The sequence below is a fragment of the Streptomyces sp. NPDC005784 genome (assembly GCF_042871525.1).
Taxonomy (GTDB): Bacteria; Actinomycetota; Actinomycetes; order Streptomycetales; family Streptomycetaceae; genus Streptomyces.
On record NZ_JBIAIQ010000032.1, the window covers coordinates 64,767 to 85,719 of the forward strand.

The window sequence follows — 20,953 nt, forward strand, 5'->3', positions numbered from 1 at the left end:
GTACCGTTCACGTATGCCAGAAGCAGCTTCGGTACAGGCCGTACGGGCCACGATCGGCGACAGTGAGTTCGACCGGGACACGGCCGTCACCCCGCGCGAGGCCGGCGTCTACGACGTCGACCTCTCCGCCGGGTGGACGATCATCAACGCCGTCAACGGCGGCTACCTGCTGGCCGTCCTCGGCCGCGCGCTCGCCCACGCCCTCCCGCACTCCGACCCGTTCACGATCTCCGCGCACTATCTGACCGCGTCCCAGCCGGGCCCCGCGGTCATCCGCACGGACGTCGTACGCACCGGCCGGACGCTGTCGACCGGACAGGCGTCCCTCTTCCAGTACGACGGCGAGGGCCGCGAGACCGAGCGGATCCGTGTGCTCGCCTCGTACGGCGATCTCGACAGCCTGCCCGACGACGTCCGGACGACCGCGCAGCCGCCCGAGATCCCGCCCATGGACCAGTGCTTCGGTCCGCAGGACGCGCCCGCCCCCATCCCCGGCAGCTCGGCGATCACCGACCGGCTGTTCCTCAAGCTCGACCCCGCGACCCTGGGCTGGGCGCTCGGCGCGCCCTCCGGGAAGGGCGAGATGCGGGCGTGGTTCGGACTCGCCGACGGCCGGGACGCGGACCCGCTCTCCCTGCTCCTCGCGGTGGACGCGCTGCCGCCGACGGCCTTCGAGATCGGCCTGTCCGGCTGGGTGCTGACCGTCGAGCTGACCGTGCACGTGCGGTGCCGCCCGGCGCCCGGCCCGCTGCGGGTGTCGATCACCACCCGCAACCTCGCCGGCGGCTTCCTGGAGGAGGACGCGGAGGTCTGGGACAGCGCGGACCGCCTGGTCGCCCAGTCCCGGCAACTCGCCCGCGCACGGCTGCGCTGACCCGCCACCGGCGGCCCCCGCGGCGGCCCGTGACCCCGTCACACCTCCGTCGGGAAACCGACGGACCTGTCACCTGCGGACGACGGCCGGTCGGGGCCGCCGTCCGCAGGCAGGCACCGGCTCCTACGGGGATCGGCGCCGCCGTGTCCAAGGGGCGACTCGGGGCCCTCGTGCCCTGGTCCGGTCTTCGGCGGCATCGCCGGCCCGTGCCGGCGGCACGTCGTCGGTGGCACCCGTGGCCCGTGCCGCTGTCGCGGTGCCCGCGGTGCCCGCGGCCGGTGTCCCCGTCGCGTCCTCGGGGGCACCCCGCCGGGGTGCCCCCGCCCTGTCCTCCGTAGCGACATCTCGGGCCGTCAGGCGGTCACCAGGGGACGGCGGCCCATCCAGGCCGCCAGCCGCTCGTAGGCGTCGGCGCCCTCGGGGACCGGCACCACCGGGCCGAAGGGCAGCTCGGGGTACTCGCGCCCCTCGTCGGGCAGCACACGACCGGCGATCGCGAGCGCGAACTCGGCCAGTTCCGGATCGAGTTCGAGCGGCCGGCCGAGCGACTCGGAGAGGTCCCAGGTGTGCGTGACGGCCTCCATGACGTACCCGGCGAGGGCGATGCGGCCAGGAGCCTCGCCCCAGGGCACCCGCACCTGCGCGTCCAGCCGGGCGTCGTCCGCCCATCCCGCGCGGACCGCCGCCCGGACCTCGTCGTACGCGGCGCTCCAGCCGTCGTCCGGCACACCGTCGGCGAACGGCCGCACCGCGAGCCCGTCGCCGCCCGCCCCGATCACGGCGATCCGCCGGGTGCCGCCGACCATGTGCGACAGCAACAGACGTACGTCGAACTCGGCGCACGGAGTGGCGCCGCCCAACTGCTCCGGCCGGACGGTCCCGATCAGCGACGCGATCTGCTCCGCGGCGCGGGCGTACAGGGGGCGGGGGTCCATGGCGTTCATGACTACCTCTTCCGTGTGTCGGTGTGCCCCCACTGTCGGCGCATAACCTGACAGTTTCCGTCAACATTTGCGGACCGCCTCCGGCGGGCGCGATCCTGGGTCCGTGAAGTCCGACCGCCTGCTCTCGATCCTCTTGCTGCTCCAGACCCGCGGCCGCGTCCCGGCGCACGAACTCGCCGACCGGCTGGAGGTGTCGGTGCGCACCATCTACCGGGACATCGAGGCGTTGTCCGCCTCCGGCGTCCCGGTCTACGCCGAGCGCGGGCGGCACGGCGGCATCGAACTGCTCGCCGGATTCCGTACGGACGTCACGGGACTGACGGCGGACGAGTCCCGCTCCCTGTTCATCCTGGCCGCGCAGGGCGCCCACGCCGCCCTCGGCCTCGACGCGGCGCTCGGCTCCGCGCTGCGCAAGGTGATGGCCGCGCTGCCCGCACCCTTCCGGCCGGCCGCCGAGGTCACCAGCCGGCGCGTCCTCGTCGACGCCACCCGCTGGAAGGGCGGGCCCCAACGGGCCGTCGATCTGGACGTGTTGCAGGACGCCGTGTTCACCGACCGCCGGCTGCGGCTGCGCTACCGGCACGGCGGGGACACCGAACCGCGCACCTACACCGTCGACCCGTACGGGCTCGTCTCCAAGGCCGGTGTCTGGTACCTGGTCGCCGACCGGCGCGGCGGCCCACGCCTCTTCCGTGCCGACCGGGTCCGCGGGGCCACCCTCCTGCCGGACCCGGTGCGGCGCCGTCCGGGCGTCGAACTCGCCGACGTCTGGGAAGTGTTGCGCCGCCAGGTCGAGGAGCGGCCGGGGGCTGTCGATGTCACGGTTCGGGTACGGCGTTCGCGCCTCGACATGTTCGTACGCCTCAACGCCGCCTCCCTCGCGGAACTGCCCGAGGGTGACGGCACGAGCGAGTGGGTGACCGCGCGTCTCTCCCTCGGCTCGGTGCGGGAGACCCGCACGCTGCTGGCCTTCGGGGATGCGCTGGAGGTCCTCGCGCCGGCCGAGGCGCGGGAGGAGCTGGCCGCGACGGCCGCCGCCATCAGTGCGGTGTACGAGGGGGGTTGAGCCCCGGCGCCGGGCCCGCGCCGCACAGCAAGGCACAGCTCCGGCACAGCGCGGCCCTACGTGGATCTGGTGCTCTGGCTCCCGCTCGTCCGGCTTTCGTCAACCGGCCCACGTGACCTGACTGGGAGTTACCCCATGAACCGTCGTGCACGACTCGTTCCCTTCGTCGCACTCCTCGCGCTCTCGCCGCTGCTGGCGGCCTGCGGCTCCGGTGACACGTCGTCCTCGAACAGCAAGACCTCCGGCGGGCAGAACTGCACGCGCCCCTCCGGGATGCCGGGCGGCGCCTCAGGACGCCCCAGCGGTGCGCCCTCGGGGATGCCCTCGCGGTCGGGCGCCCCCTCGGGCGTGCCCACCGGGAAGGCCCCCTCAGGGAACCCCTCGGGCAACCCCTCCGGCATGCCGAGCGGCGCCCCCGGCGGCGGCATGGGCGGTGGCCAGGGCGGCTGCGGAGGCGGCCCCGGCGGTGGGATGGGTCAGGGCCAGGGGCAGTCGGCCGCCGCTCAGGGCTGACGGACCGGAAGACCCGCTTTCCTGCGGCGTACGACGTACGGCGGTGCCGCGCGCGGCGTGCTGCGCGCGGCCGTCCGCCGGCCGGCCGGGGCCGTCAGCCGAGCCAGTGGCGGCGGCCGATTCTGATCAGCCGCATCTGACGGCTCGCCACCCGGGCCACCCGCTCGCGCTCCGCCTCGGAGCCGTCCAGCGCCTCCAGGAACGCCGAGGCCGCCATCAGCATGTGGTCGACATACAGACCCGCGAGCATCAGCAGATCGTCGTCGCTCCATCCCGCGGACTCGGGGTGCTCGGCCAGCGCGTCCTTGACCTCCTCGGCGAACCGGGCCAGTTGCTCGCGGATCGCGTCCCGCACCGGCTGGACCCCGCCGTGCCGCTCGCGGGCGATGAAGCGGACGTGCGCCGGGTGCGTCCCGACGTGGTGGGCGATCAGTTCCACGGCGCGGGTGATGCGTTCGTCGCCGTCGCCGGCCGTCGACACGATGTCCTCGATCATCGGGTGCAGGCTGCCGAGCGCCTCCTCGACGAGCGCCACGCCGAGATCCGCCGTCGATCGGAAATGCCGGTAGAAGGCGGTCGGAGCGACTCCGACGGCCCGGGTGACCTCGCGCAGACCCAGGCTGCTCAGGCTCTGCTCCTCCAGGAGCCCCAACGCCGCGTCCAGCAGCGCCTGTCGGGTCTTCTGCTTCTGCGCCTGGCGGATGCCGAGAGTGTGACTCATGCCATGCAGTTAACAACTGTTCTCTGGAATTTTAAAGCCGTGGAGCGCGCTAGACTCAAGAGTCAGTGAACAACTGTTACTACAACCGTTCACTGAGCTGTCAAGTCCCGGAAACATCGGGGCCTCACCGTTGAGGTCCCGGACGTTCCGGGACAGGACTTCGAGACTTCTTCGAGAGGCATCTCATGCTGTTCCTCGTCGCCGCACTCCTGCTGCTCGGCGTCGTCATGGGCTCCGTGGCGCACGCCCCGCTGCCCGTCAGCCTCGTCGCCGCGGCCGTCATCGGCGTCTGGCTGGTCGTCTTCGCGCTGCGTGAGCGCAGCGCCCGCCGGCGCCACCCCTCCGCCAACTGACCGTTGGTCCCGCACCTTTGCCGACCGGCCGTTGGTCCCACACCTTCACCGACTGACCGTTGGGAGCTGACTCACGTCATGGAACTCAGCACGCGCACCACCGGCACGACCCGCACCTCCAGCGCTGCCCGTACGTCTGGCACGACCCGTACCTCCGGCGCCGATCGGGCAGCCGAGGCCGCCCGCGCCACGCGCCGGACCGTCGTCCAGGACGCGGACGGCATGGCCGTGGCCGCCTTCATCCTCGGCCTTCTCGGGCTCCTGGTGCTGAACGTCTTCCTCGGCCCCATCGCCATCGTCCTCGCCTCCGTCGCCCTCTGGCGCGGCACGGCCCGCCGGGGCCGCGCCTTCCTCGGCCTCGGTCTGGGCGTGGCCGACCTGGTCGTCCTGGTCGCCTTCATGCAGTTCGACAGCACGGTGTCCTGGAGCTTCTGAGGCGGTCTCGACGGCCGGGGCTCCGGTGCGGCCCGCGGCGCAGGACGCGCCGGACGCGCCGCACAAGGGTCCGGGCGCGGCTCCGGGGAGCGCGCCACGACTCCTCGCGCGAGCCGGGGCGGGCGGCCACGCCGGTGGGGGCAGAGGCGAGGGGAGAGCGGGCCCGTAGAATCGAGCCCACCATGGCTTACCTCGACCACGCCGCGACCACCCCCATGCTTCCCGAGGCAGTAGAGGCCCTGACCGCCCAACTGAGCGTCACGGGCAACGCCTCCTCCCTCCACGCCGCCGGCCGCCGTGCCCGGCGGACGGTCGAGGAGGCCCGCGAAACCCTGGCGGACGCCCTCGGCGCCCGCCCCAGCGAGGTGGTCTTCACCTCCGGCGGCACCGAGGCCGACAACCTCGCGGTGAAGGGCCTGTACTGGTCCCGCAGAGACGCCGATCCGGCCCGTACCCGCGTTCTCGCGAGCCCTGTCGAGCACCACGCCGTCCTCGACGCGGTCCACTGGCTCGGCGAGCACGAGGGCGCCACGGTCGAGTACCTGCCCGTCGACGCGTACGGCCGTGTCCACCCCGACGCCCTGCGCGACGCCATCGCCCGCAACCCCGACGATGTCGCCCTCGCCACGGTCATGTGGGCCAACAACGAGATCGGCACCGTCCTGCCGGTCCGTGAACTGGCTGACGTCGCGGCCGAGTTCGGTATCCCGATGCACGCCGACGCCGTCCAGGCCTTCGGTCAGATCCCCGTCGACTTCGCCGCCTCGGGCCTCGCGGCGATGACGGTGTCCGGCCACAAGATCGGCGGTCCCTACGGGATCGGCGCGCTGCTCCTCGGCCGCGAGTACAGCCCCGTACCCGTGCTGCACGGCGGCGGTCAGGAGCGCCATGTCCGCTCCGGCACGCTCGACGTGCCCGCGATCGCGTCCTTCGCGGTCGCCGGCCGGCTGGCCGCCGAGCGGCGCGAGTGGTTCGCCCGTGAGATCGGCGCGCTGCGCGACGACCTGACCGACGCCGTCATCAAGGCCGTGCCCGACGCGATCCTCGGCGGCGACCCGGCGCCCGGCGGCCGACTGCCCGCCAACGCGCACTTCACGTTCCCGGGCTGCGAGGGCGACTCGCTGCTCCTGCTTCTCGACGCGCAGGGCATCGAGTGCTCCACCGGCTCGGCGTGTACGGCGGGTGTGGCCCAGCCGAGCCATGTCCTCCTCGCCATCGGCACCGACCCGGACCTCGCCCGGGGCACCCTGCGCTTCTCGCTCGGCCACACCTCCACGGAGGCGGACGTCGCGGCGGTGACGCGGGTGATCGGCCCGGCGGTGGAGCGGGCCCGCATGGCGGGCCTCACCTGACACCGCCGCGCCGCCCCCTCGCCGTAGCGGTGAGGGGGCGGCGCGCTCTAGCTCTTCGTCACCATGAGGCCGGCCATCATGCCCTCGTCCTCGTGCTGGAGCAGATGGCAGTGGAGCATGTACATATAGGTGTCGTCCGTGAAGTCGGTGAACTTCATGGCGATCTTGATGGTGCCGCCGCCGACCACCTCGAACGTGTCGTACCAGCCCAACTGGACGCCCGTCGGATCCTCCCCGTTGATCGAGATCAGCTGGAACGGCACATCGTGCAGATGGAACGAGTGCTCGAGCTGCGTGCCGTTCTTGACCGTCCAGACCTCCTCGGCGCCCAGAGTGGTGCTGATCATCGCCATCGAGGACATGCTCGTCCCCGCGGAGCCGTTGATCGTCATCGAGGTGCCGCTCTGGCCGAGCGTGATCGTCCGGGCGGTGAAGCCGGTGGTGTCGTACCGGGTGATGGTGTTGAGGGCCGGCAGGTCCGCCGGGGTGTCCGAGGCGTCCGGGGTGACGGTCAGGAACTCGTAGGTGCCGCTGCCGCCGCGCACCCAGCCCGTCGTCACCACGGCCTCCAGGGTGACCGCGTCGCTGAGCTCCATCACGAACTCGGCGCGCGCGCCCGCCACCAGCCGGATCGACTTCACCTCGGTGGCCTCGGTCAGATACCCCTGGTCGGTGGCGATCTGGGTGAGAGTCCCGCCGTCGCCGCGCTGGACGGTGATGATGTCCGACGGTGAGGCGTTGAGCAGCCGGAAGCGGGTGCGCTTCTTGGTGGCGGTGAAGGTGAGCGTGGTGGCGTCGACGTTCGTGCCGTTGCACAGAAGGGGGAAGCTGAGGCCGTTGCTGAGGTAGCCGGTCAGGTTGTACTTGATCTCTCCGGCGGTGTCGGTGGCCAGACACTGCAGGATGATCGGGATGTCGTCGGTGCCGTAGGTGCTGGGCAGGGCCTCGGTCGCGGCGGAGTCGTCCTCGACGATGATCATGCCCGCCAGCCCGTGGGTGGCCTGTTCGGCCGTGGTGCCCAGGGCGTGCGGGTGGTACCAGAGCGTCTTGGCCTCGTCCTTGAGCGTGAAGGTGGGGGACCAGGTCTTCCCGGAGGCGAAGGCGTTCTGCGGGCCGCCGTCCATGCTCGGCGGAACGTGCGCGCCGTGGAAGTGGACCGTGGTGTCCTCGGTGAGGCTGTTGGTGATGTTCAGCAGGACGGTGTCGCCGGAGGTCCACTTCATGGTGGGGCCGAGGAACGACTGGTTGTAGCCCGCGGTCGTGCTGGTCACGCCGCTGAGCACCTCGCTGGTGCCCGCCTTCGCCTCCAGGGTGTACGTCGTGGTGCCGCCCGAGGTGGTCCCCTCCAGGAGGTCGGGGATGGTCAGGGTGGTGCCCGCCGCGTGCGCCTTGTTCTGCGTCGCGTTCGTCAGCAGAGCGACGGCGGTGCCGCCGGCGGTCACCGCCGCGAGGCCCGTCCCCGCCATCCTGCCGAGGAACGTGCGGCGGTGCATGCCCTTGGTCCTGGTCCTGGACCGGCCCTTGTCCTTGCCCGCGCCGGATGCGGGCTGCGTGGAGTGCGTCATGACGGTGGACTCTCGACCCGAGGGCTGTGTAATGAGTGGGGCCGAATTAGGAGAACGCCTTCTGCGCTGTGAAAATCGATGACTTAAATTCAGGATCAACTCCCCTGATGGCAAGGGGAGTTGATGGCTCACTGGTCACGGCGGTGGCACGGGACGCAACGGACATGCGCTTCCCGGACGCACCTCACAGCATCCCGACGCGGTGCCCCGAGCCCCCGGCGTCGCTGCCTGTGGCCACGCTGCGAAAGCGCTCTCCCGCCCCTACGCGCCGGTTGTGCGCGCCCGCCGTACGAGCCGTATGTACCGGTCCCAGTCCCAGTACCGGCCGGGATCCGTGTGGTCCGTGCCCGGGACCTCGACGTGCCCGATGATGTGTTCGCGGTCCACGGGTATGCCGTACCGCCCGCATATCCCGGCCGTCAGCCGTGCCGACGCCTCGTACATCGCGTCCGTGAACGACGAGGCGCGGTCGACGAAACCCTCGTGCTCGATGCCCACACTGCGTTCGTTGTACGCGCGGTTGCCCGCGTGGAACGCCACGTCCAGCTCGCGGATCATCTGGGTGACATGACCGTCCTTGCGGACGACGTAGTGCGCGGCCGCTCTGTGCCGCGGGTCCTGGAAGACCCTCACCGCGCTCGCGAAGCCGCCCTGGGTGACATGGATGACCACGAGGTCTATCGCGTAGTCGTCGGGACGGTCGGCCCGCCGCCAGTTCGCCGTCGAGGCCGCCACCCACTGCGCGCCCCGGAAATCCACCGCCCCCGCGACCCGCGCCTTCTCCACACCCGGCAGCCGCCACCACAGGTGCGACAGCTTCTCCCGGGCGAGCCCGGCCGCGCTCAGGGTGACCAGCGCGCCGCCGATGAGCAGCACCCGGCGCCCGACCGGCTGGTCCGCGTCCTTGGATCCCGCCCCGGCACCACGGCCCCGTGGCTTCCCCGGCTTCCCCTTTTTCGCCCCCATGCGATCTTCAACGGATACTCGCGGGCTCCGGTTCCCGCGGCCCCGTACTCTGGAGGGGTTATGACTGACACCTCGCAGCGCCCCCTCCGCGTCCTCGCCGCCATGTCGGGCGGAGTGGACTCCGCCGTAGCCGCCGCCCGTGCCGCCGAGGCCGGGCACGACGTGACGGGCGTGCATCTCGCCCTCTCCGCGAACCCGCAATCGTTCCGGACCGGCGCGCGCGGCTGCTGCACCATCGAGGACTCGCGCGACGCCCGCCGCGCGGCCGACGTCATCGGCATCCCCTTCTACGTCTGGGACCTCGCCGAGCGCTTCCGTGAGGACGTGGTCGAGGACTTCATCGCCGAGTACGAGGCCGGCCGCACCCCGAACCCGTGCCTGCGCTGCAACGAGAAGATCAAGTTCGCCGCCCTGCTCGACAAGGCGCTGGCGCTCGGCTTCGACGCGGTCGCCACCGGCCACTACGCGCAGGTGATCGTCCGCGAGGACGGCACGCGCGAGCTGCACCGCGCCTCCGACATGGCCAAGGACCAGTCGTACGTCCTCGGTGTCCTCGACGACCGTCAGCTCGCCCACGCGCTGTTCCCGCTCGGCGACACGGTCACCACCAAGGACGAGATCCGCGCCGAGGCCGAGCGCCGGGGCCTGGCCGTCGCCAAGAAGCCGGACTCGCACGACATCTGCTTCATCGCCGACGGCGACACCCAGGGCTTCCTCGCGGGCCGGCTCGGCAAGTCCGAGGGCGACATCGTGGACGAGTCGGGCGCCAGGCTCGGCACCCACGAAGGCGCGTTCGGCTTCACGATCGGCCAGCGCAAGGGGCTGCGCATCGGCACCCCCGCCGCCGACGGCAAGCCGCGCTACGTCCTCGACATCTCACCGGTGAACAACACGGTGACGGTCGGCCCGGCCGCCTCCCTGGACGTGTCCGCGCTGACCGCCGTCAAGCCCCGCTGGTGCGGCGCGGCCCCGACGGGCCCCGGCACCTACACCGCCCAGCTCCGCGCCCACGGCGGCGAGACCGAGGTGAGCGCCGAACTGGTCGACGGCTCCCTGGACGTCCGCTTCACCGAGCCGGTCCGCGGCGTGGCCCCCGGCCAGGCGATCGTCCTGTACGAGGGCACCCGTGTCGTGGGATCGGCGACGATCGCGACGACCACGCGCGCGACGGCGGACGTGTAGGACCGTCCGACCGGGCCGGACGGTCGGCGGGGCCGATCGGTCCGCGGTCCGCCTCTGTCCCGGCTCCGGCCCCCACCGAGGTCCGAGCCACGCCCGAGGTTTCGAGTCCCGTCCACCGTGCGGACCGGTCCGGTCCGACCCCGTCCCGCGTCTAACCGTTCGTCGTGAAGAACTCCGCCAGCACCGGCGCGAGCACCTGCGGATCCACCATGTGGGTCTGGCCCTCCAGCGTGCGGTACGACCCGTTCGACGCCGCCTCCGCGACGATCCGCGCCGCCTCGCGCATCCACGCGGGGCTCGCGTCGCCGGCGATCGACAGCAGCGGCACGGAAAGGGCGGCCAGCCGCTCGCGGGGCACCCCGCTGTCGCCCATCGCGGCGTTGTCGTACGCCAGGGTCGGCGCGATGGCCTCCATGCCGGGCCAGGCGTGCGACATGCGCACTCCGGCGATCATCTCCGGCGGCGTGCCGACCAGGGACAGGAACAGTTCGACCGCGTCCCCGCGCCGGTCCTGGGCGAGCAGCTCGGTCAGCCGCTCGGTGTACTCGGCCCGCTCCTTGCCGGCCCCCTCGGCGACGGCGAACGGCGTCTCGTAGACGGCGACTTCGCGGACGGGCAGCCCGCTCGCCGCCGCCTCCAGGGCCAGCGCGCCGCCCGACGAGATGGCGTAGAGCGCCGCGCTGCCCCCGGAGGCCTCGATCAGCGCCGCGATGTCCTCGACCTCCCGGGCCACCGCGAAGGGCGCGGTGTCGCCGCTGCCGCCGCGGCCGCGCCGGTCGTAGGTGACTGCACCGAAGCGGTCCGAGAGGGCCTCGGCGAGGGGCGCCAGCGTGGCACCCGTACACATGGCGCCGCCGACCAGGACGACCGTCGGGCCGTCACCGTGGCGTTCGTACGCGATGGGGGTCCCGTCGCGCGAGATCGTCTTCTTGTCCATGTCTGTAGAGACTGCCGGGCTACCGGGAACTCATCGCGTCACCACGCCCGCGTCGGCCCAGGTCCGCCCGGATCTCAGGACACGTCCACCTCGTAGAAGCAGAGGTGGTCCTTGATCTCGGAGACGTCGGGCTTGGGGTCGGGATAGGCCCATACGAGATCGGCCGCGTTGGGACGCGACCAGTAGGAAGCGGTGCCCTTGAAGGGGCAGTACGTGTGGGTGTCGGAGGGCGTCAGCAGGTCCAGGCGGACGTCCTCGGGAGGGAGGTAGTAACGCACCGGACAGCCGGTCTCGCGCAGCACCAGGGGGCGGTCGCTCTCCGCCAGGACCTGGCCGCCGTGCACGACGCGGACGTGCTGTGCGCTCTGCTCGATGGTGATCGTGTGTCCTTCAGCCATACCGGGAAAGCGCTCGCGAGCCCCGAATCGTTCCCGCGTACGGTGAAGGAATGAACATCTGCGTCTTCCTCTCCGCCGCCGACCTCGACGACCGCTACACGCGCCCCGCGCGGGAGTTCGCCGAACTCCTCGGCAAGGGCGGCCACACCCTGGTGTGGGGCGGCTCCGACGTCGGGCTCATGAAGGTGGTCGCCGACGGCGTGCAGGAGGCGGGCGGGCGGCTGGTGGGCGTCTCCGTGGACTTCCTGGCCGCCAAGGCCCGCACGGGCGCCGACGAGATGGTCATCGCCCGTGACCTGGCCGAGCGCAAGGCACTGCTCCTCGCGAAGGCCGACGCGGTGGTCGTCATGGTCGGCGGCACCGGGACCCTCGACGAGGCGACCGAGATCCTGGAGCTGAAGAAGCACGGGAAGACCGAGAAGCCGGTGGTCCTGCTCAACACGGCCGGCTTCTACGACGGCCTCAAGGAGCAGTTCCGCCGGATGGACGCCGAAGGCTTCCTGCCGCGTCCGCTCACCGACCTGGTGTTCTTCGCCGAGGAGCCGGTGGGGGCGCTGGCCTACCTGGAGGAGAGCGTCGGCACGCTGTGAGGCGTCGGCGCCCCGCGAGCGCCGGTGTCCGGTGACGCGTCGGCACCCGGTTCGAGGCCGGTACCCGGTGATGCGAGCATGGCCTCCATGGCTACACATGTGATCACCGGGGCCGGTTCCGGCATCGGCGCGGCCGTCGCCCGCCGTCTGCACGCGCGCGGGGACGAAGTCGTGCTCCACGCGCGCGACGCTGGCCGGGCGAAGGAACTGGCCGCCGCGTTTCCCGGGGCGAAGACCCTGGTCGGCGATCTGGCGGACCCCGACAAGCTCTCCTGGGCGTTCTCGCACCAGACGCTTCCCGGCCGCGTCGACTCCCTGCTGCACATCGCGGGCGTGGTCGACCTCGGCCCGGTCGGCGAGCTGACCCCGAAGTCCTGGCGCCATCAGCTCAACGTCAACCTGATCGCCCCCGCCGAGCTGACCCGCCACTTCCTGCCCCAGCTCCGCCTCGCCCAGGGGCACGTGATCTTCGTGAACTCCGGCGCCGGCCTGAGCGCCCACGCAGACTGGTCCGCCTACGCCGCCTCCAAGCACGGACTGAAGGCCCTCGCCGACTCCCTGCGCCACGAGGAGCACGCGGCCGGCGTCCGGGTGACCTCCGTCTACCCCGGCCGCACCGCCAGTCCCATGCAGGCCAAGGTCCACCAGCAGGAGGGCAAGGAGTACGACGCCGCCCGGTGGATCGACCCCGAGTCGGTGGCGACGACGATCCTGATGGCGCTCGACCTGCCCCGGGACGCCGAGGTCAACGACCTGACGGTGCGGCCGGGCGGCTGACCTCCCCCAGGGATTACGTACGCTTCCGGGGTGAGCGAAAACAGCGAGTTCAGGTTCGGTTCCGCCACCGGGGTCGGGTCCATGCCGGGCGGCGACGCGCGGGAGGCCGCGAAGACCGTCATCGGTTCCCTCGACGACTTCCCGTTCCTGGCCGAACTGCCCGCACGGGGGCCCGGGGCGGACATGATCGGCCGGACCGCGGGGATGCTCGTCGAGCTGTTCGCGCGCGTGGAGCCCAGCGGCTGGCGGTTCGGGGACCGGCCGGGCCGGGACACCAAGCGGGCCAGGTCGTGGCTGGGGGAGGACCTCGACGCCCTGGAGGAGTTCACCCAGGGGTACGAGGGCCCGCTGAAGGTGCAGGCCGTCGGTCCCTGGACCCTGGCCGCCGCACTGGAGCTGAGGAACGGCGAGTCCGCCCTCTCCGACCCGGGCGCCTGCCGCGACCTCGCGGGATCGCTCGCCGAGGGACTGCGCCTCCACCTCGAAGACGTACGCCGGCGGATTCCCGGCGCCCAGATCGTCCTGCAGCTCGACGAACCCTCCCTCGTCGCCGTGCTCCGCGGCCAGGTGCCGACCGCCAGCGGCTACCGCACCAACCGTGCCGTGGACCGTCAGGTCGCCGAGGCCAGGCTCCGGGACGTCGTCGGGGTACACGGCGGAGGGCCCGTCGTGGTCCACTCCTGCGCGCCCGACGTCCCTTTCGCCCTGCTGCGCCGGGCGGGCGTTTCGGCCATCTCCTTCGACTTCTCGCTCCTCACCGAGCGTGACGACGACGCGATCGGGGAAGCGGTCGAGGGCGGTACGCGTCTGTTCGCCGGTGTCGTCCCCGGCGTGGACGGTCCGTTGTCGGACCCTGCCGGTAGCGTCATGGGTGTCAGGACGCTGTGGCGCAGGCTGGGGCTGCGGCCGGGTCTTCTCGCGGAGGCGGTCACGCTCACTCCGTCGTGCGGACTCGCGGGGGCTTCCCCCGACTTCGCGCGCAAGGCGCTGGCCCACTGCGTCCGGGCGGCGAGATCCCTCGCTGACAACCCAGAGTAACGGGAGGACACAACGGTGGCCGGCGAAAAGCACGCAGAGCCCACATCGGTACCCGCCGAGGCACGGGAGAAGCACGCGCAACTCGCTGAGCAGATCGAGGAGCACCGCTTCCGGTACTACGTGAAGGACGCTCCGGTCGTCAGCGACGCGGAGTTCGACACGCTCCTGCGCTCCCTGGAGGCGCTGGAGGACGAGTACACCGAGCTGCGCACACCGGACTCGCCGACCCAGAAGGTCGCCGTCGAGTACGAGACGGACCTGGACGAGGTCGAGCACCGCGAGCGCATGCTCTCCCTCGACAACGTCTTCGACGACGCGGGGCTCGCCGCCTGGGCCGCCCGTGTGGCCAAGGACGTGGGCTCGTCCGGCTACCACTTCCTGTGCGAGCTCAAGGTCGACGGCCTCGCCGTGAACCTGACGTACGAGGACGGCAGGCTCACCCGCGCGGCCACCCGGGGCACCGGCCGGACCGGCGAGGACATCACGCCCAACGTCATGACGATCGCGGAGATCCCGCACCGGCTGAAGGGCGATCACGTCCCCGGGCTCGTCGAGATCCGCGGCGAGGTCTACTTCCCGATGGAGGCGTTCGAGGACCTCAACGCCCGTCGGGTGGCGGCCGGACAGAAGCCGTATTCCAACCCCCGGAACTCTGCCGCCGGTTCGCTGCGCCAGAAGGATCCCAAGGTCACCGCGACCCTGCCGCTCCACATGGTCGTCCACGGCATCGGCGCCCTGGAGGGCTTCGAGGGCCTCGGCCGGCTCTCCGAGGCCTACGGCCTGCTGCACACCTGGGGACTGCCGACCACGCGGTACGCCAAGGTGGTCGACGACCTGGACGGCGTACGGGAGTTCATCGCGTTCTACGGGGAGAACCGCCACTCCGTGGAGCACGAGATCGACGGCGTGGTCGTCAAGCTCGACGAGATCCCCCTCCAGGGCCGGCTCGGCTCCACCGCGCGCGCACCGCGCTGGGCGATCGCCTGGAAGTACGCGCCCGAGGAGGTCAACACCAAACTCGTCAACATCCGCGTCGGCGTGGGCCGTACGGGCCGGGTCACGCCCTACGCGCAGGTCGAGCCGGTCACGGTCGCGGGCTCCGAGGTCGAGTTCGCCACCCTGCACAACCAGGACGTGGTGAAGTCCAAGGGCGTCCTCATCGGGGACACGGTGGTGCTGCGCAAGGCCGGTGACGTGATCCCGGAGATCCTCGGACCGGTCGCCGACCTGCGGGACGGCAGCGAGCGGGAGTTCGTGATGCCGGCCGAGTGCCCCGAGTGCGGTACGGCGCTGCGGCCCATGAAGGAGGGCGACGTCGACCTGCGCTGCCCGAACGCGCGGGCCTGCCCTGCCCAGTTGCGCGAGCGGCTCTTCTATCTCGCAGGCCGCAGGGCGCTGGACATCGAGCACTTCGGGTACGTCGCCGCGGCGGCCCTCACCAAGCCGCTGGAGCCGTCCGAGCCGCCGCTGAAGGACGAGAGCGACCTTTTCGACCTCACCATCGAGCGGCTGCTGCCCATCAAGGCGTACGTCCTCGACCAGGACAGCGGGCTGCCCAAGCGCGACCCGAAGACCGGCGAGGAGAAGATCGCCACGGTCTTCGCCAACCAGCAGGGCGAGCCCAAGAAGAACGCGCTTGCCATGCTGGAGAACATCGCGGCCGCCAAGGAGCGCCCGCTCGCGCGCATCCTCACCGGTCTGTCGATCCGTCACGTCGGGCCGGTCGCGGCCGAGGCGCTGGCCCGGGAGTTCCGTTCCGTGGACCGGATCGAGGAGGCCACCGAGGAGGAGCTCGCCACCACCGAGGGCGTCGGGTCGATCATCGCCGCCTCGCTCAAGGAGTGGTTCGCCGAGGACTGGCACCGCGAGATCATCCGCAAGTGGAAGGCCGCCGGCGTCCGGATGGAGGACGAGGGCGCGGGCGAGGACGAAGGCCCCCGCCCGCTCGAAGGCCTCACCGTCGTGGTCACGGGCACGCTCGAACACCACACGCGGGACGGGGCGAAGGAGGAACTCCAGAGCCGTGGAGCAAAAGTGACCGGTTCTGTTTCGAAGAAGACATCCTTCGTAGTGGTGGGCGACAATCCTGGCTCGAAGTACGGCAAGGCGATGCAGTTGAAGGTTCCGGTCCTGAACGAGGAGGGCTTCGCCGTCCTGCTCGGACAAGGACCGGACGCGGCGGCGGAAGTCGCGCTTCCGGTGGAGGAATAGCGGTTGAAGACCACCCGTTCGGCGCATATCAGTTGCATACGGGTGGCTGGGTCGCATTCGGGCGACCGTCGACGACCGCTGCCCGTGGAAGCCTTCTGCGGCCTACTGTTGAGGTGTGCGCCTGCCGTGCCCGGCTGCGGCCGGCGCATCCCCTGCTCCGCACGAGCCAGGGGAAGGGTTTTCCGACGCGGCACCGTCGGCAGTTGTCGCCGGCAACGGACCGCGTGGCGTGGGCACCGCCGGCAGTGAGAGGGACGGGAATGGAACCGACCGAGAGCGCCGCTCCCGACTCGCGGCTGCGCCTGCGCCGGATGACCGGCGCGTGGCTGGCAGGCCTGCGGACGGGACGGCCTTCGGAGCGCCCCGCCCCGAGCGGGCTGCGCGCCGCACCGCTCGCCGCTCCCATGGGCCCCGGCGTCGGCCGTCTCACCGCGGAGCGCGGCGGCAGCGGCCTGCTCGGCCATGATCCCGAACGCCATGCGTCCTGGCCCGCACTGCCGTCGGCGGTCGTGGCCACCGCCGTGTTCGTCCTGGGCGCGGGCTTCTACCGGGCGTTCACCGGTCACCACGCGCTCTTCCCGTGCGGCGCCGTCGGCTGGTCGCTGGCGTTGCTGACCGGCATCATCGTCGGTCACCTGGTCGCCCTCGGCCGTGCCCGCTGGTGGGGCGGCACCGGCTCCGGCGCGGCACTCACCCTCGCGGTCCTGCTGCTCTACGGCTGGGTCCCCGCCGGCATGGTCAGCCTGACCGTCGTCGTCCTGGTCGGCACGGCCCGCCGAAACCGCTGGCGCCAGGGCGTCCTGCACGGCGCGGTCGACATCCTCGGCATCGGCGCCGGAGCCCTGGTCCTCGCGTCGTTCGGGCGGTTCCCGAGCGTCGAGACGCCCTGGGACCCTTTGGCCTGGACGTTCTACGCCGCCCCCCAGGTGGTGCTGGTGGCGGGCGCCTACCTCGCCGTCACCCGCGCCCTGCTCTGGTACCTGAACGCACCGCGCGGCGGCGGCCTGCCCACCGTCGCCCGTACGGCCCTGGTGAGACAGGGACTCGTCGCCGTGGCCCTGCTCGGCATCGCGCCGCTGATCTGTGTCGTCGCGGTGGCCCAGCCGATGCTGCTTCCACTGTTCTCGATCCCGCTGATCGCCCTCGACTCCACCCTGTGGATAGCCCGCGCACGGGCCGAGGAGCAACTGCGCGACCCGCTGACCGGCCTGCCCAACCGTCAGTGGCTGCTGGAGCGCACCTGGACGGCGCTGGACGACGCCGAGCGCATCGGCGCCCGCTCCGCCCTGATGCTGATCGACCTGGACCGCTTCCGTTCGGTGAACGACACGCTGGGGCATCTCGCCGGCGACCGGCTGCTCCTCCAGATAGCCGACAGGCTGCGGCTCGCACTGCCGCGCGGAGCGGAGGCCGCGCGCCTCGGCGGTGACGAGTTCGCCGTCTTACTGCCGGTCGCGGACTCCACCACTTCGGCCACGCGGGTCGCCCGCAATCTGGTCGCCGCCCTCGGCTCGCCGCTCGACCTCGACGGACTCACCCTCGTCCTGGAGGCCAGCGCCGGGCTCGCCGTCTTCCCCGACCACGCGCTCGACGCGGAGGGGCTGCTGCGCCGGGCGGACATCGCCATGTACCAGGCGAAGCGGGACCGCACGGGTGTGGAGGTGTACGAGTCCAAGCGGGACTCCAACACCCCCGACCGGCTGGGCCTGCTGGGCGACCTGCGCCGGGCGCTGGACACCGGTGACGTCGAACTGCACTACCAGCCCAAGGTCCGCTTCGACGGACAGGTGGCCGGACTCGAGGCACTGGTCCGCTGGGTGCATCCCGAGCGCGGCAAGGTGCCGCCGGACGAGTTCATCGCCATCGCCGAGTCGTCCGGGCTGATGCCCCACCTCACCGAGTACGTCCTGGAGACGGCCCTCGGACAGGTTGCGCGCTGGCGGGCCCAGGGGCTGTACGTGCCGGTCGCGGTGAACGTGTCGCCGCGTGACGTCCACACACCGGGGTTCGCGGGTGCCGTCGCCGCCCGCCTCGCGCGGCACGGAGTCCCCGCGGGAGCGCTCCAACTGGAGATAACGGAGCACGTGCTCCTGGAGGACCCGCAGCGTGCCGCCGACACTCTGGCGGCCCTCACCGGGCACGGCGTGAAGATGTCGCTGGACGACTTCGGTACCGGTTACTCCTCTCTGGTCCATCTGCGCCGGCTTCCGGTCAGCGAGCTGAAGATCGACCGTTCGTTCGTCGCACGGCTCGCCGTGGACACCGAGGACGCCGAGATCGTGCGCTGCACCGTCGATCTCGCGCATTCGCTGGGTCTCCTCGTCGTGGCGGAGGGCGTCGAGGACGACGAGACGTGGGAGCGGCTGCGGGACCTCGGCTGCGACGCCGTCCAGGGATGGCTGGTCGCCGCGGCGATGCCTCCGGAGGAGGCCACGGCGTGGCTGCTGGCCCGCGGTTCCCGCGGCTGGCAGCGCCCGCGAGCCGCCCTTCCCGCCGCCGAGTAGCTCCGGTTCGGGCCTGCGGCCGGACCTCTCCCACCCACGCACCACCCGTGACTGTCTCCGGACAGGTGCGCTCTCCCCCGGGGCCTTTCGCCGTCGGCGTCCGCCGCGTCGGGGGGCGCGGGAGGCCGCGTCTGCGGCCATGCCCCCTCCCCACCGCACGACGCCTGCGGCGGGAAGGCGCGCCACGAGGGGGCCGAGCCTGTTGGAAGACTGTCACGGGTGGTGCGTGGGTGGGAGACAACCGGCCGGAGGCCGGGGAGTCGGTCGGCCGATCGCCGCCGACGGCGGGACGGCCGAACAGCCGAACGGGAGAGTTCGGCTTGCCGGGGGACGGTGAACGGGTGGTGCGCGGGTGGGAGACGACCGGCCGGAGGCCTGGCCGCGGGCGTGCCCCGGCAAACCCGGGCGCGGGCATCGGCCCGAGCCCCATAGGATTGGGCCAAAACACACCGCACTCACCCCAGAGGATCGCTGCATGCCTGGCATCACGCGCGAGGAGGTCGCCCACCTCGCACGGCTGGCGCGTCTGGAGCTGAAGGGCGAAGAGCTCGACCACTTCGCAGGCCAGCTCGACGACATCATCGGCGCGGTCGCCCGCGTCAGCGAGGTCGCCGACCAAGACGTACCGCCGACCTCTCATCCGCTGCCGCTGACGAACGTCATGCGCGCGGACGAGGTCCGTCCGTCGCTCACCCCCGAGCAGGCGCTCTCCGGCGCCCCGGCCCAGGAGCAGCGGCGTTTCAAGGTGCCGCAGATCCTGGGGGAGGACTAATCACCATGACGGACACCAACGTCAACATCATCAAGCTCACCGCGGCCGAGATCGCCGGGAAGATCGCGGCCGGCGAACTGACCGCCGTCGAGGTCACCGAGGCCCACCTCGCCCGGATCGACGCCGTCGACGAGAAGGTGCACGCCTTCCTGCACGTCGACCGCGAGGGCGCCCTCGCCCAGGCGCGTGCCGTGGACGCGAAGCGCGCGGCCGGCGAGAAGCTCGGCCCGCTCGCCGGTGTACCCCTCGCGCTCAAGGACATCTTCACCACCGAGGGGATCCCGACCACTGTCGGCTCGAAGATCCTCGAAGGCTGGATCCCGCCGTACGACGCGACCCTCACCAAGCGGCTGAAGGCCGCCGACGTCGTCATCCTCGGCAAGACCAACATGGACGAGTTCGCCATGGGGTCCTCCACCGAGAACAGCGCCTACGGGCCGACCGGAAACCCCTGGGACCTCACCCGGATCCCCGGTGGCTCGGGCGGCGGCTCCTCCGCGGCCCTCGCCTCCTACCAGGCGCCCCTCGCCATCGGCACCGACACCGGCGGCTCCATCCGCCAGCCGGCCGCCGTCACCGGCACGGTCGGCGTCAAGCCGACGTACGGCGCGGTCTCCCGCTACGGCATGGTCGCCTTCTCGTCCTCCCTCGACCAGGGCGGCCCCTGCGCCCGTACGGTCCTCGACGCGGCCCTCCTGCACGAGGTCATCGCCGGGCACGACCCGCTCGACTCGACCTCCATCGACGCCCCGGTCCCGCCGGTCGTCGAGGCCGCCCGCAACGGCAGCGTGACGGGCATGCGCGTCGGTGTCGTCAAGCAGTTCCGCGGCGAGGGCTACCAGGCCGGTGTCGTGCAGCGCTTCGACGAGGCCGTCGCGATGCTCAAGGAACTGGGCGCCGAGATCGTCGAGCTGGACTGCCCGTCCTTCGACCTGGCGCTCTCCGCGTACTACCTGATCGCCCCGTCCGAGTGTTCGAGCAACCTCGCCCGCTTCGACGGCCTGCGCTACGGCCTCCGTACGGGCGACGACGGTACGCACTCCGCCGAGGAGGTCACCGCCCTCACCCGTGAGGCCGGCTTCGGCCCCGAGGTCAAGCGCCGCATCATGCTCGGCACATACGCGCTCAGCTCCGGCTACTACGACGCGTACTACGGCAGCGCCCAGAAGGTCCGTACGCTCATCACGCGCGACTTCGAGAAGGCGTTCGAGCAGGTGGACGTGATCGTCTCCCCGACCACGCCCACCACCGCCTTCCCGATCGGCGAGCGTGCCGACGACCCGATGGCGATGTACCTCGCGGACCTGTGCACCATCCCGACCAACCTGGCCGGCAACTCCGCCATGTCGCTGCCCTGCGGTCTCGCGCCGGAGGACAACCTCCCGGTCGGTCTGCAGATCATCGCCCCGGCGCTGAAGGACGACCGCCTTTACAAGGTCGGCGCCGCCGTCGAGGCCGCCTTCGTGGAAAAGTGGGGGCACCCGCTGCTTGAGGAGGCTCCGTCGCTGTGAGCAAGGCAATGTCCAAGGCCAAGGGCTTCAAGAAGTCCAAGTCCGGCACGTATCTGTCCATCGCCGGCACGGCGTTCGGTGCCTTCGGTGTCGCGAAGCAGGTCAAGAAGGCCCGCCAAGAAAACGACACGCTGCGCCTCATCGACGCGGCCGTGTCCGCCGCCGCCATCGTCACAGGCCTCGCCATCCTCTACCGGGAGCTCAAGCGCCTGGGCGACGACGACGTCCTGCTGGGCTGAGAGGG

21 protein-coding genes are annotated in these 20,953 nt (G+C 71.7%); 15 read left to right on the forward strand and 6 right to left on the reverse strand.

Annotated features, from left to right (window positions below):
• The first annotated feature begins 13 nt into the window (after positions 1-13).
• Positions 14-874 carry a thioesterase family protein gene (locus ACFYR3_RS34760; protein WP_389285890.1) on the forward strand — a complete coding sequence of 287 codons (861 nt, stop codon included), beginning with the start codon at positions 14-16 and terminating at the stop codon, positions 872-874.
• 353 nt (positions 875-1,227) lie between these two features.
• On the opposite strand, the gene ACFYR3_RS34765 is transcribed toward ACFYR3_RS34760, so the two are convergent.
• Positions 1,228-1,818 carry a TIGR03086 family metal-binding protein gene (locus tag ACFYR3_RS34765; RefSeq protein WP_355852333.1) on the reverse strand — a complete coding sequence of 197 codons (591 nt, stop codon included), beginning with the start codon at positions 1,816-1,818 and terminating at the stop codon, positions 1,228-1,230.
• 103 nt (positions 1,819-1,921) lie between these two features.
• Here ACFYR3_RS34765 and ACFYR3_RS34770 point away from each other — a divergent pair, with 103 nt between their 5' ends.
• On the forward strand, positions 1,922-2,884 hold the full coding sequence (locus ACFYR3_RS34770; protein ID WP_355852330.1) for a YafY family protein: 963 nt from the start codon (positions 1,922-1,924) through the stop codon (positions 2,882-2,884).
• Between the two features lie 135 nt (positions 2,885-3,019).
• Positions 3,020-3,397 carry a hypothetical protein gene (locus ACFYR3_RS34775; RefSeq protein ID WP_389285892.1) on the forward strand — a complete coding sequence of 126 codons (378 nt, stop codon included), beginning with the start codon at positions 3,020-3,022 and terminating at the stop codon, positions 3,395-3,397.
• A 94-nt stretch (positions 3,398-3,491) separates the two neighbouring features.
• Here ACFYR3_RS34775 and ACFYR3_RS34780 read toward each other — a convergent pair whose 3' ends face one another.
• Complete coding sequence (locus ACFYR3_RS34780; RefSeq protein WP_355852324.1) at positions 3,492-4,118, reverse strand: TetR family transcriptional regulator; 627 nt, start codon at positions 4,116-4,118, stop codon at positions 3,492-3,494.
• 185 nt (positions 4,119-4,303) lie between these two features.
• Between ACFYR3_RS34780 and ACFYR3_RS34785 the strand changes: the two genes are divergently transcribed.
• From ACFYR3_RS34785 to ACFYR3_RS34795, 3 genes are all read left to right on the forward strand, one after another.
• Positions 4,304-4,471: a hypothetical protein gene (locus ACFYR3_RS34785; RefSeq protein WP_355852321.1), complete on the forward strand. Its 168-nt coding sequence runs from the start codon at positions 4,304-4,306 to the stop codon at positions 4,469-4,471.
• Between the two features lie 78 nt (positions 4,472-4,549).
• Positions 4,550-4,906, forward strand: coding sequence for a DUF4190 domain-containing protein (locus ACFYR3_RS34790; protein WP_389285894.1), 357 nt, complete (start codon positions 4,550-4,552; stop codon positions 4,904-4,906).
• Between the two features lie 182 nt (positions 4,907-5,088).
• Entirely contained in the window at positions 5,089-6,258 is a 1,170-nt protein-coding gene (locus ACFYR3_RS34795; RefSeq protein WP_356784197.1) for a cysteine desulfurase family protein, read from the forward strand.
• 47 nt (positions 6,259-6,305) lie between these two features.
• On the opposite strand, the gene ACFYR3_RS34800 is transcribed toward ACFYR3_RS34795, so the two are convergent.
• A complete protein-coding gene (locus tag ACFYR3_RS34800; RefSeq protein ID WP_389285896.1) occupies positions 6,306-7,823 on the reverse strand; it encodes a multicopper oxidase family protein in 1,518 nt (505 codons plus the stop codon).
• A gap of 261 nt (positions 7,824-8,084) precedes the next feature.
• Positions 8,085-8,789 carry an N-acetylmuramoyl-L-alanine amidase gene (locus ACFYR3_RS34805; RefSeq protein ID WP_389285898.1) on the reverse strand — a complete coding sequence of 235 codons (705 nt, stop codon included), beginning with the start codon at positions 8,787-8,789 and terminating at the stop codon, positions 8,085-8,087.
• A 60-nt stretch (positions 8,790-8,849) separates the two neighbouring features.
• On the opposite strand from ACFYR3_RS34805, the gene mnmA reads away from it, so the two are divergent.
• Positions 8,850-9,971: a tRNA 2-thiouridine(34) synthase MnmA gene (gene mnmA / locus ACFYR3_RS34810; protein WP_356784192.1), complete on the forward strand. Its 1,122-nt coding sequence runs from the start codon at positions 8,850-8,852 to the stop codon at positions 9,969-9,971.
• 151 nt (positions 9,972-10,122) lie between these two features.
• Here mnmA and ACFYR3_RS34815 read toward each other — a convergent pair whose 3' ends face one another.
• Positions 10,123-10,908: an alpha/beta fold hydrolase gene (locus tag ACFYR3_RS34815; RefSeq protein ID WP_389285900.1), complete on the reverse strand. Its 786-nt coding sequence runs from the start codon at positions 10,906-10,908 to the stop codon at positions 10,123-10,125.
• A gap of 74 nt (positions 10,909-10,982) precedes the next feature.
• Positions 10,983-11,306, reverse strand: a complete 324-nt coding sequence (locus ACFYR3_RS34820; RefSeq protein ID WP_389285902.1) for a DUF427 domain-containing protein — start codon at positions 11,304-11,306, stop codon at positions 10,983-10,985.
• A 50-nt stretch (positions 11,307-11,356) separates the two neighbouring features.
• On the opposite strand from ACFYR3_RS34820, the gene ACFYR3_RS34825 reads away from it, so the two are divergent.
• From ACFYR3_RS34825 to ACFYR3_RS34860, 8 genes are all read left to right on the forward strand, one after another.
• Positions 11,357-11,896 (forward strand): TIGR00730 family Rossman fold protein, encoded by a 540-nt coding sequence (locus ACFYR3_RS34825; protein WP_356784187.1) that lies wholly within the window; start codon positions 11,357-11,359, stop codon positions 11,894-11,896.
• Between the two features lie 78 nt (positions 11,897-11,974).
• Positions 11,975-12,673, forward strand: a complete 699-nt coding sequence (locus ACFYR3_RS34830; RefSeq protein ID WP_355856831.1) for an SDR family oxidoreductase — start codon at positions 11,975-11,977, stop codon at positions 12,671-12,673.
• 30 nt (positions 12,674-12,703) lie between these two features.
• Complete coding sequence (locus ACFYR3_RS34835; protein ID WP_389285904.1) at positions 12,704-13,711, forward strand: methionine synthase; 1,008 nt, start codon at positions 12,704-12,706, stop codon at positions 13,709-13,711.
• 15 nt (positions 13,712-13,726) lie between these two features.
• Positions 13,727-15,922, forward strand: a complete 2,196-nt coding sequence (gene ligA / locus ACFYR3_RS34840) for an NAD-dependent DNA ligase LigA (RefSeq protein WP_389285906.1) — start codon at positions 13,727-13,729, stop codon at positions 15,920-15,922.
• 260 nt (positions 15,923-16,182) lie between these two features.
• Positions 16,183-18,426, forward strand: a complete 2,244-nt coding sequence (locus tag ACFYR3_RS34845; protein ID WP_355856840.1) for a bifunctional diguanylate cyclase/phosphodiesterase — start codon at positions 16,183-16,185, stop codon at positions 18,424-18,426.
• Positions 18,427-18,901: 475 nt separating this feature from the next.
• The gene (gene gatC / locus ACFYR3_RS34850) at positions 18,902-19,198 is read left to right on the forward strand and encodes an Asp-tRNA(Asn)/Glu-tRNA(Gln) amidotransferase subunit GatC (RefSeq protein ID WP_190154674.1); all 297 of its coding nucleotides are present in this window, start codon (positions 18,902-18,904) and stop codon (positions 19,196-19,198) included.
• Between the two features lie 5 nt (positions 19,199-19,203).
• On the forward strand, positions 19,204-20,709 hold the full coding sequence (gatA, locus tag ACFYR3_RS34855) for an Asp-tRNA(Asn)/Glu-tRNA(Gln) amidotransferase subunit GatA (protein ID WP_355856844.1): 1,506 nt from the start codon (positions 19,204-19,206) through the stop codon (positions 20,707-20,709).
• An 8-nt stretch (positions 20,710-20,717) separates the two neighbouring features.
• A complete protein-coding gene (locus ACFYR3_RS34860) occupies positions 20,718-20,948 on the forward strand; it encodes a hypothetical protein (protein WP_355856882.1) in 231 nt (76 codons plus the stop codon).
• The last annotated feature ends 5 nt before the right edge of the window (positions 20,949-20,953 follow it).

Bases quoted from the DNA above. Each gene is read 5' to 3' on its own strand.
- ACFYR3_RS34760 (WP_389285890.1), top strand. From the start codon at position 14: ATGCCAGAAGCAGCTTCGGTACAGGCCGTACGGGCCACGATCGGCGAC.
- ACFYR3_RS34765 (WP_355852333.1), bottom strand. From the start codon at position 1,818: ATGAACGCCATGGACCCCCGCCCCCTGTACGCCCGCGCCGCGGAGCAG.
- ACFYR3_RS34775 (WP_389285892.1), top strand. From the start codon at position 3,020: ATGAACCGTCGTGCACGACTCGTTCCCTTCGTCGCACTCCTCGCGCTC.
- ACFYR3_RS34780 (WP_355852324.1), bottom strand. From the start codon at position 4,118: ATGAGTCACACTCTCGGCATCCGCCAGGCGCAGAAGCAGAAGACCCGA.
- ACFYR3_RS34785 (WP_355852321.1), top strand. From the start codon at position 4,304: ATGCTGTTCCTCGTCGCCGCACTCCTGCTGCTCGGCGTCGTCATGGGC.
- ACFYR3_RS34790 (WP_389285894.1), top strand. From the start codon at position 4,550: ATGGAACTCAGCACGCGCACCACCGGCACGACCCGCACCTCCAGCGCT.
- ACFYR3_RS34795 (WP_356784197.1), top strand. From the start codon at position 5,089: ATGGCTTACCTCGACCACGCCGCGACCACCCCCATGCTTCCCGAGGCA.
- ACFYR3_RS34800 (WP_389285896.1), bottom strand. From the start codon at position 7,823: ATGACGCACTCCACGCAGCCCGCATCCGGCGCGGGCAAGGACAAGGGC.
- ACFYR3_RS34805 (WP_389285898.1), bottom strand. From the start codon at position 8,789: ATGGGGGCGAAAAAGGGGAAGCCGGGGAAGCCACGGGGCCGTGGTGCC.
- mnmA (WP_356784192.1), top strand. From the start codon at position 8,850: ATGACTGACACCTCGCAGCGCCCCCTCCGCGTCCTCGCCGCCATGTCG.
- ACFYR3_RS34815 (WP_389285900.1), bottom strand. From the start codon at position 10,908: ATGGACAAGAAGACGATCTCGCGCGACGGGACCCCCATCGCGTACGAA.
- ACFYR3_RS34820 (WP_389285902.1), bottom strand. From the start codon at position 11,306: ATGGCTGAAGGACACACGATCACCATCGAGCAGAGCGCACAGCACGTC.
- ACFYR3_RS34825 (WP_356784187.1), top strand. From the start codon at position 11,357: ATGAACATCTGCGTCTTCCTCTCCGCCGCCGACCTCGACGACCGCTAC.
- ACFYR3_RS34830 (WP_355856831.1), top strand. From the start codon at position 11,975: ATGGCCTCCATGGCTACACATGTGATCACCGGGGCCGGTTCCGGCATC.
- ACFYR3_RS34845 (WP_355856840.1), top strand. From the start codon at position 16,183: ATGGAACCGACCGAGAGCGCCGCTCCCGACTCGCGGCTGCGCCTGCGC.
- gatC (WP_190154674.1), top strand. From the start codon at position 18,902: ATGCCTGGCATCACGCGCGAGGAGGTCGCCCACCTCGCACGGCTGGCG.
- gatA (WP_355856844.1), top strand. From the start codon at position 19,204: ATGACGGACACCAACGTCAACATCATCAAGCTCACCGCGGCCGAGATC.
- ACFYR3_RS34860 (WP_355856882.1), top strand. From the start codon at position 20,718: ATGTCCAAGGCCAAGGGCTTCAAGAAGTCCAAGTCCGGCACGTATCTG.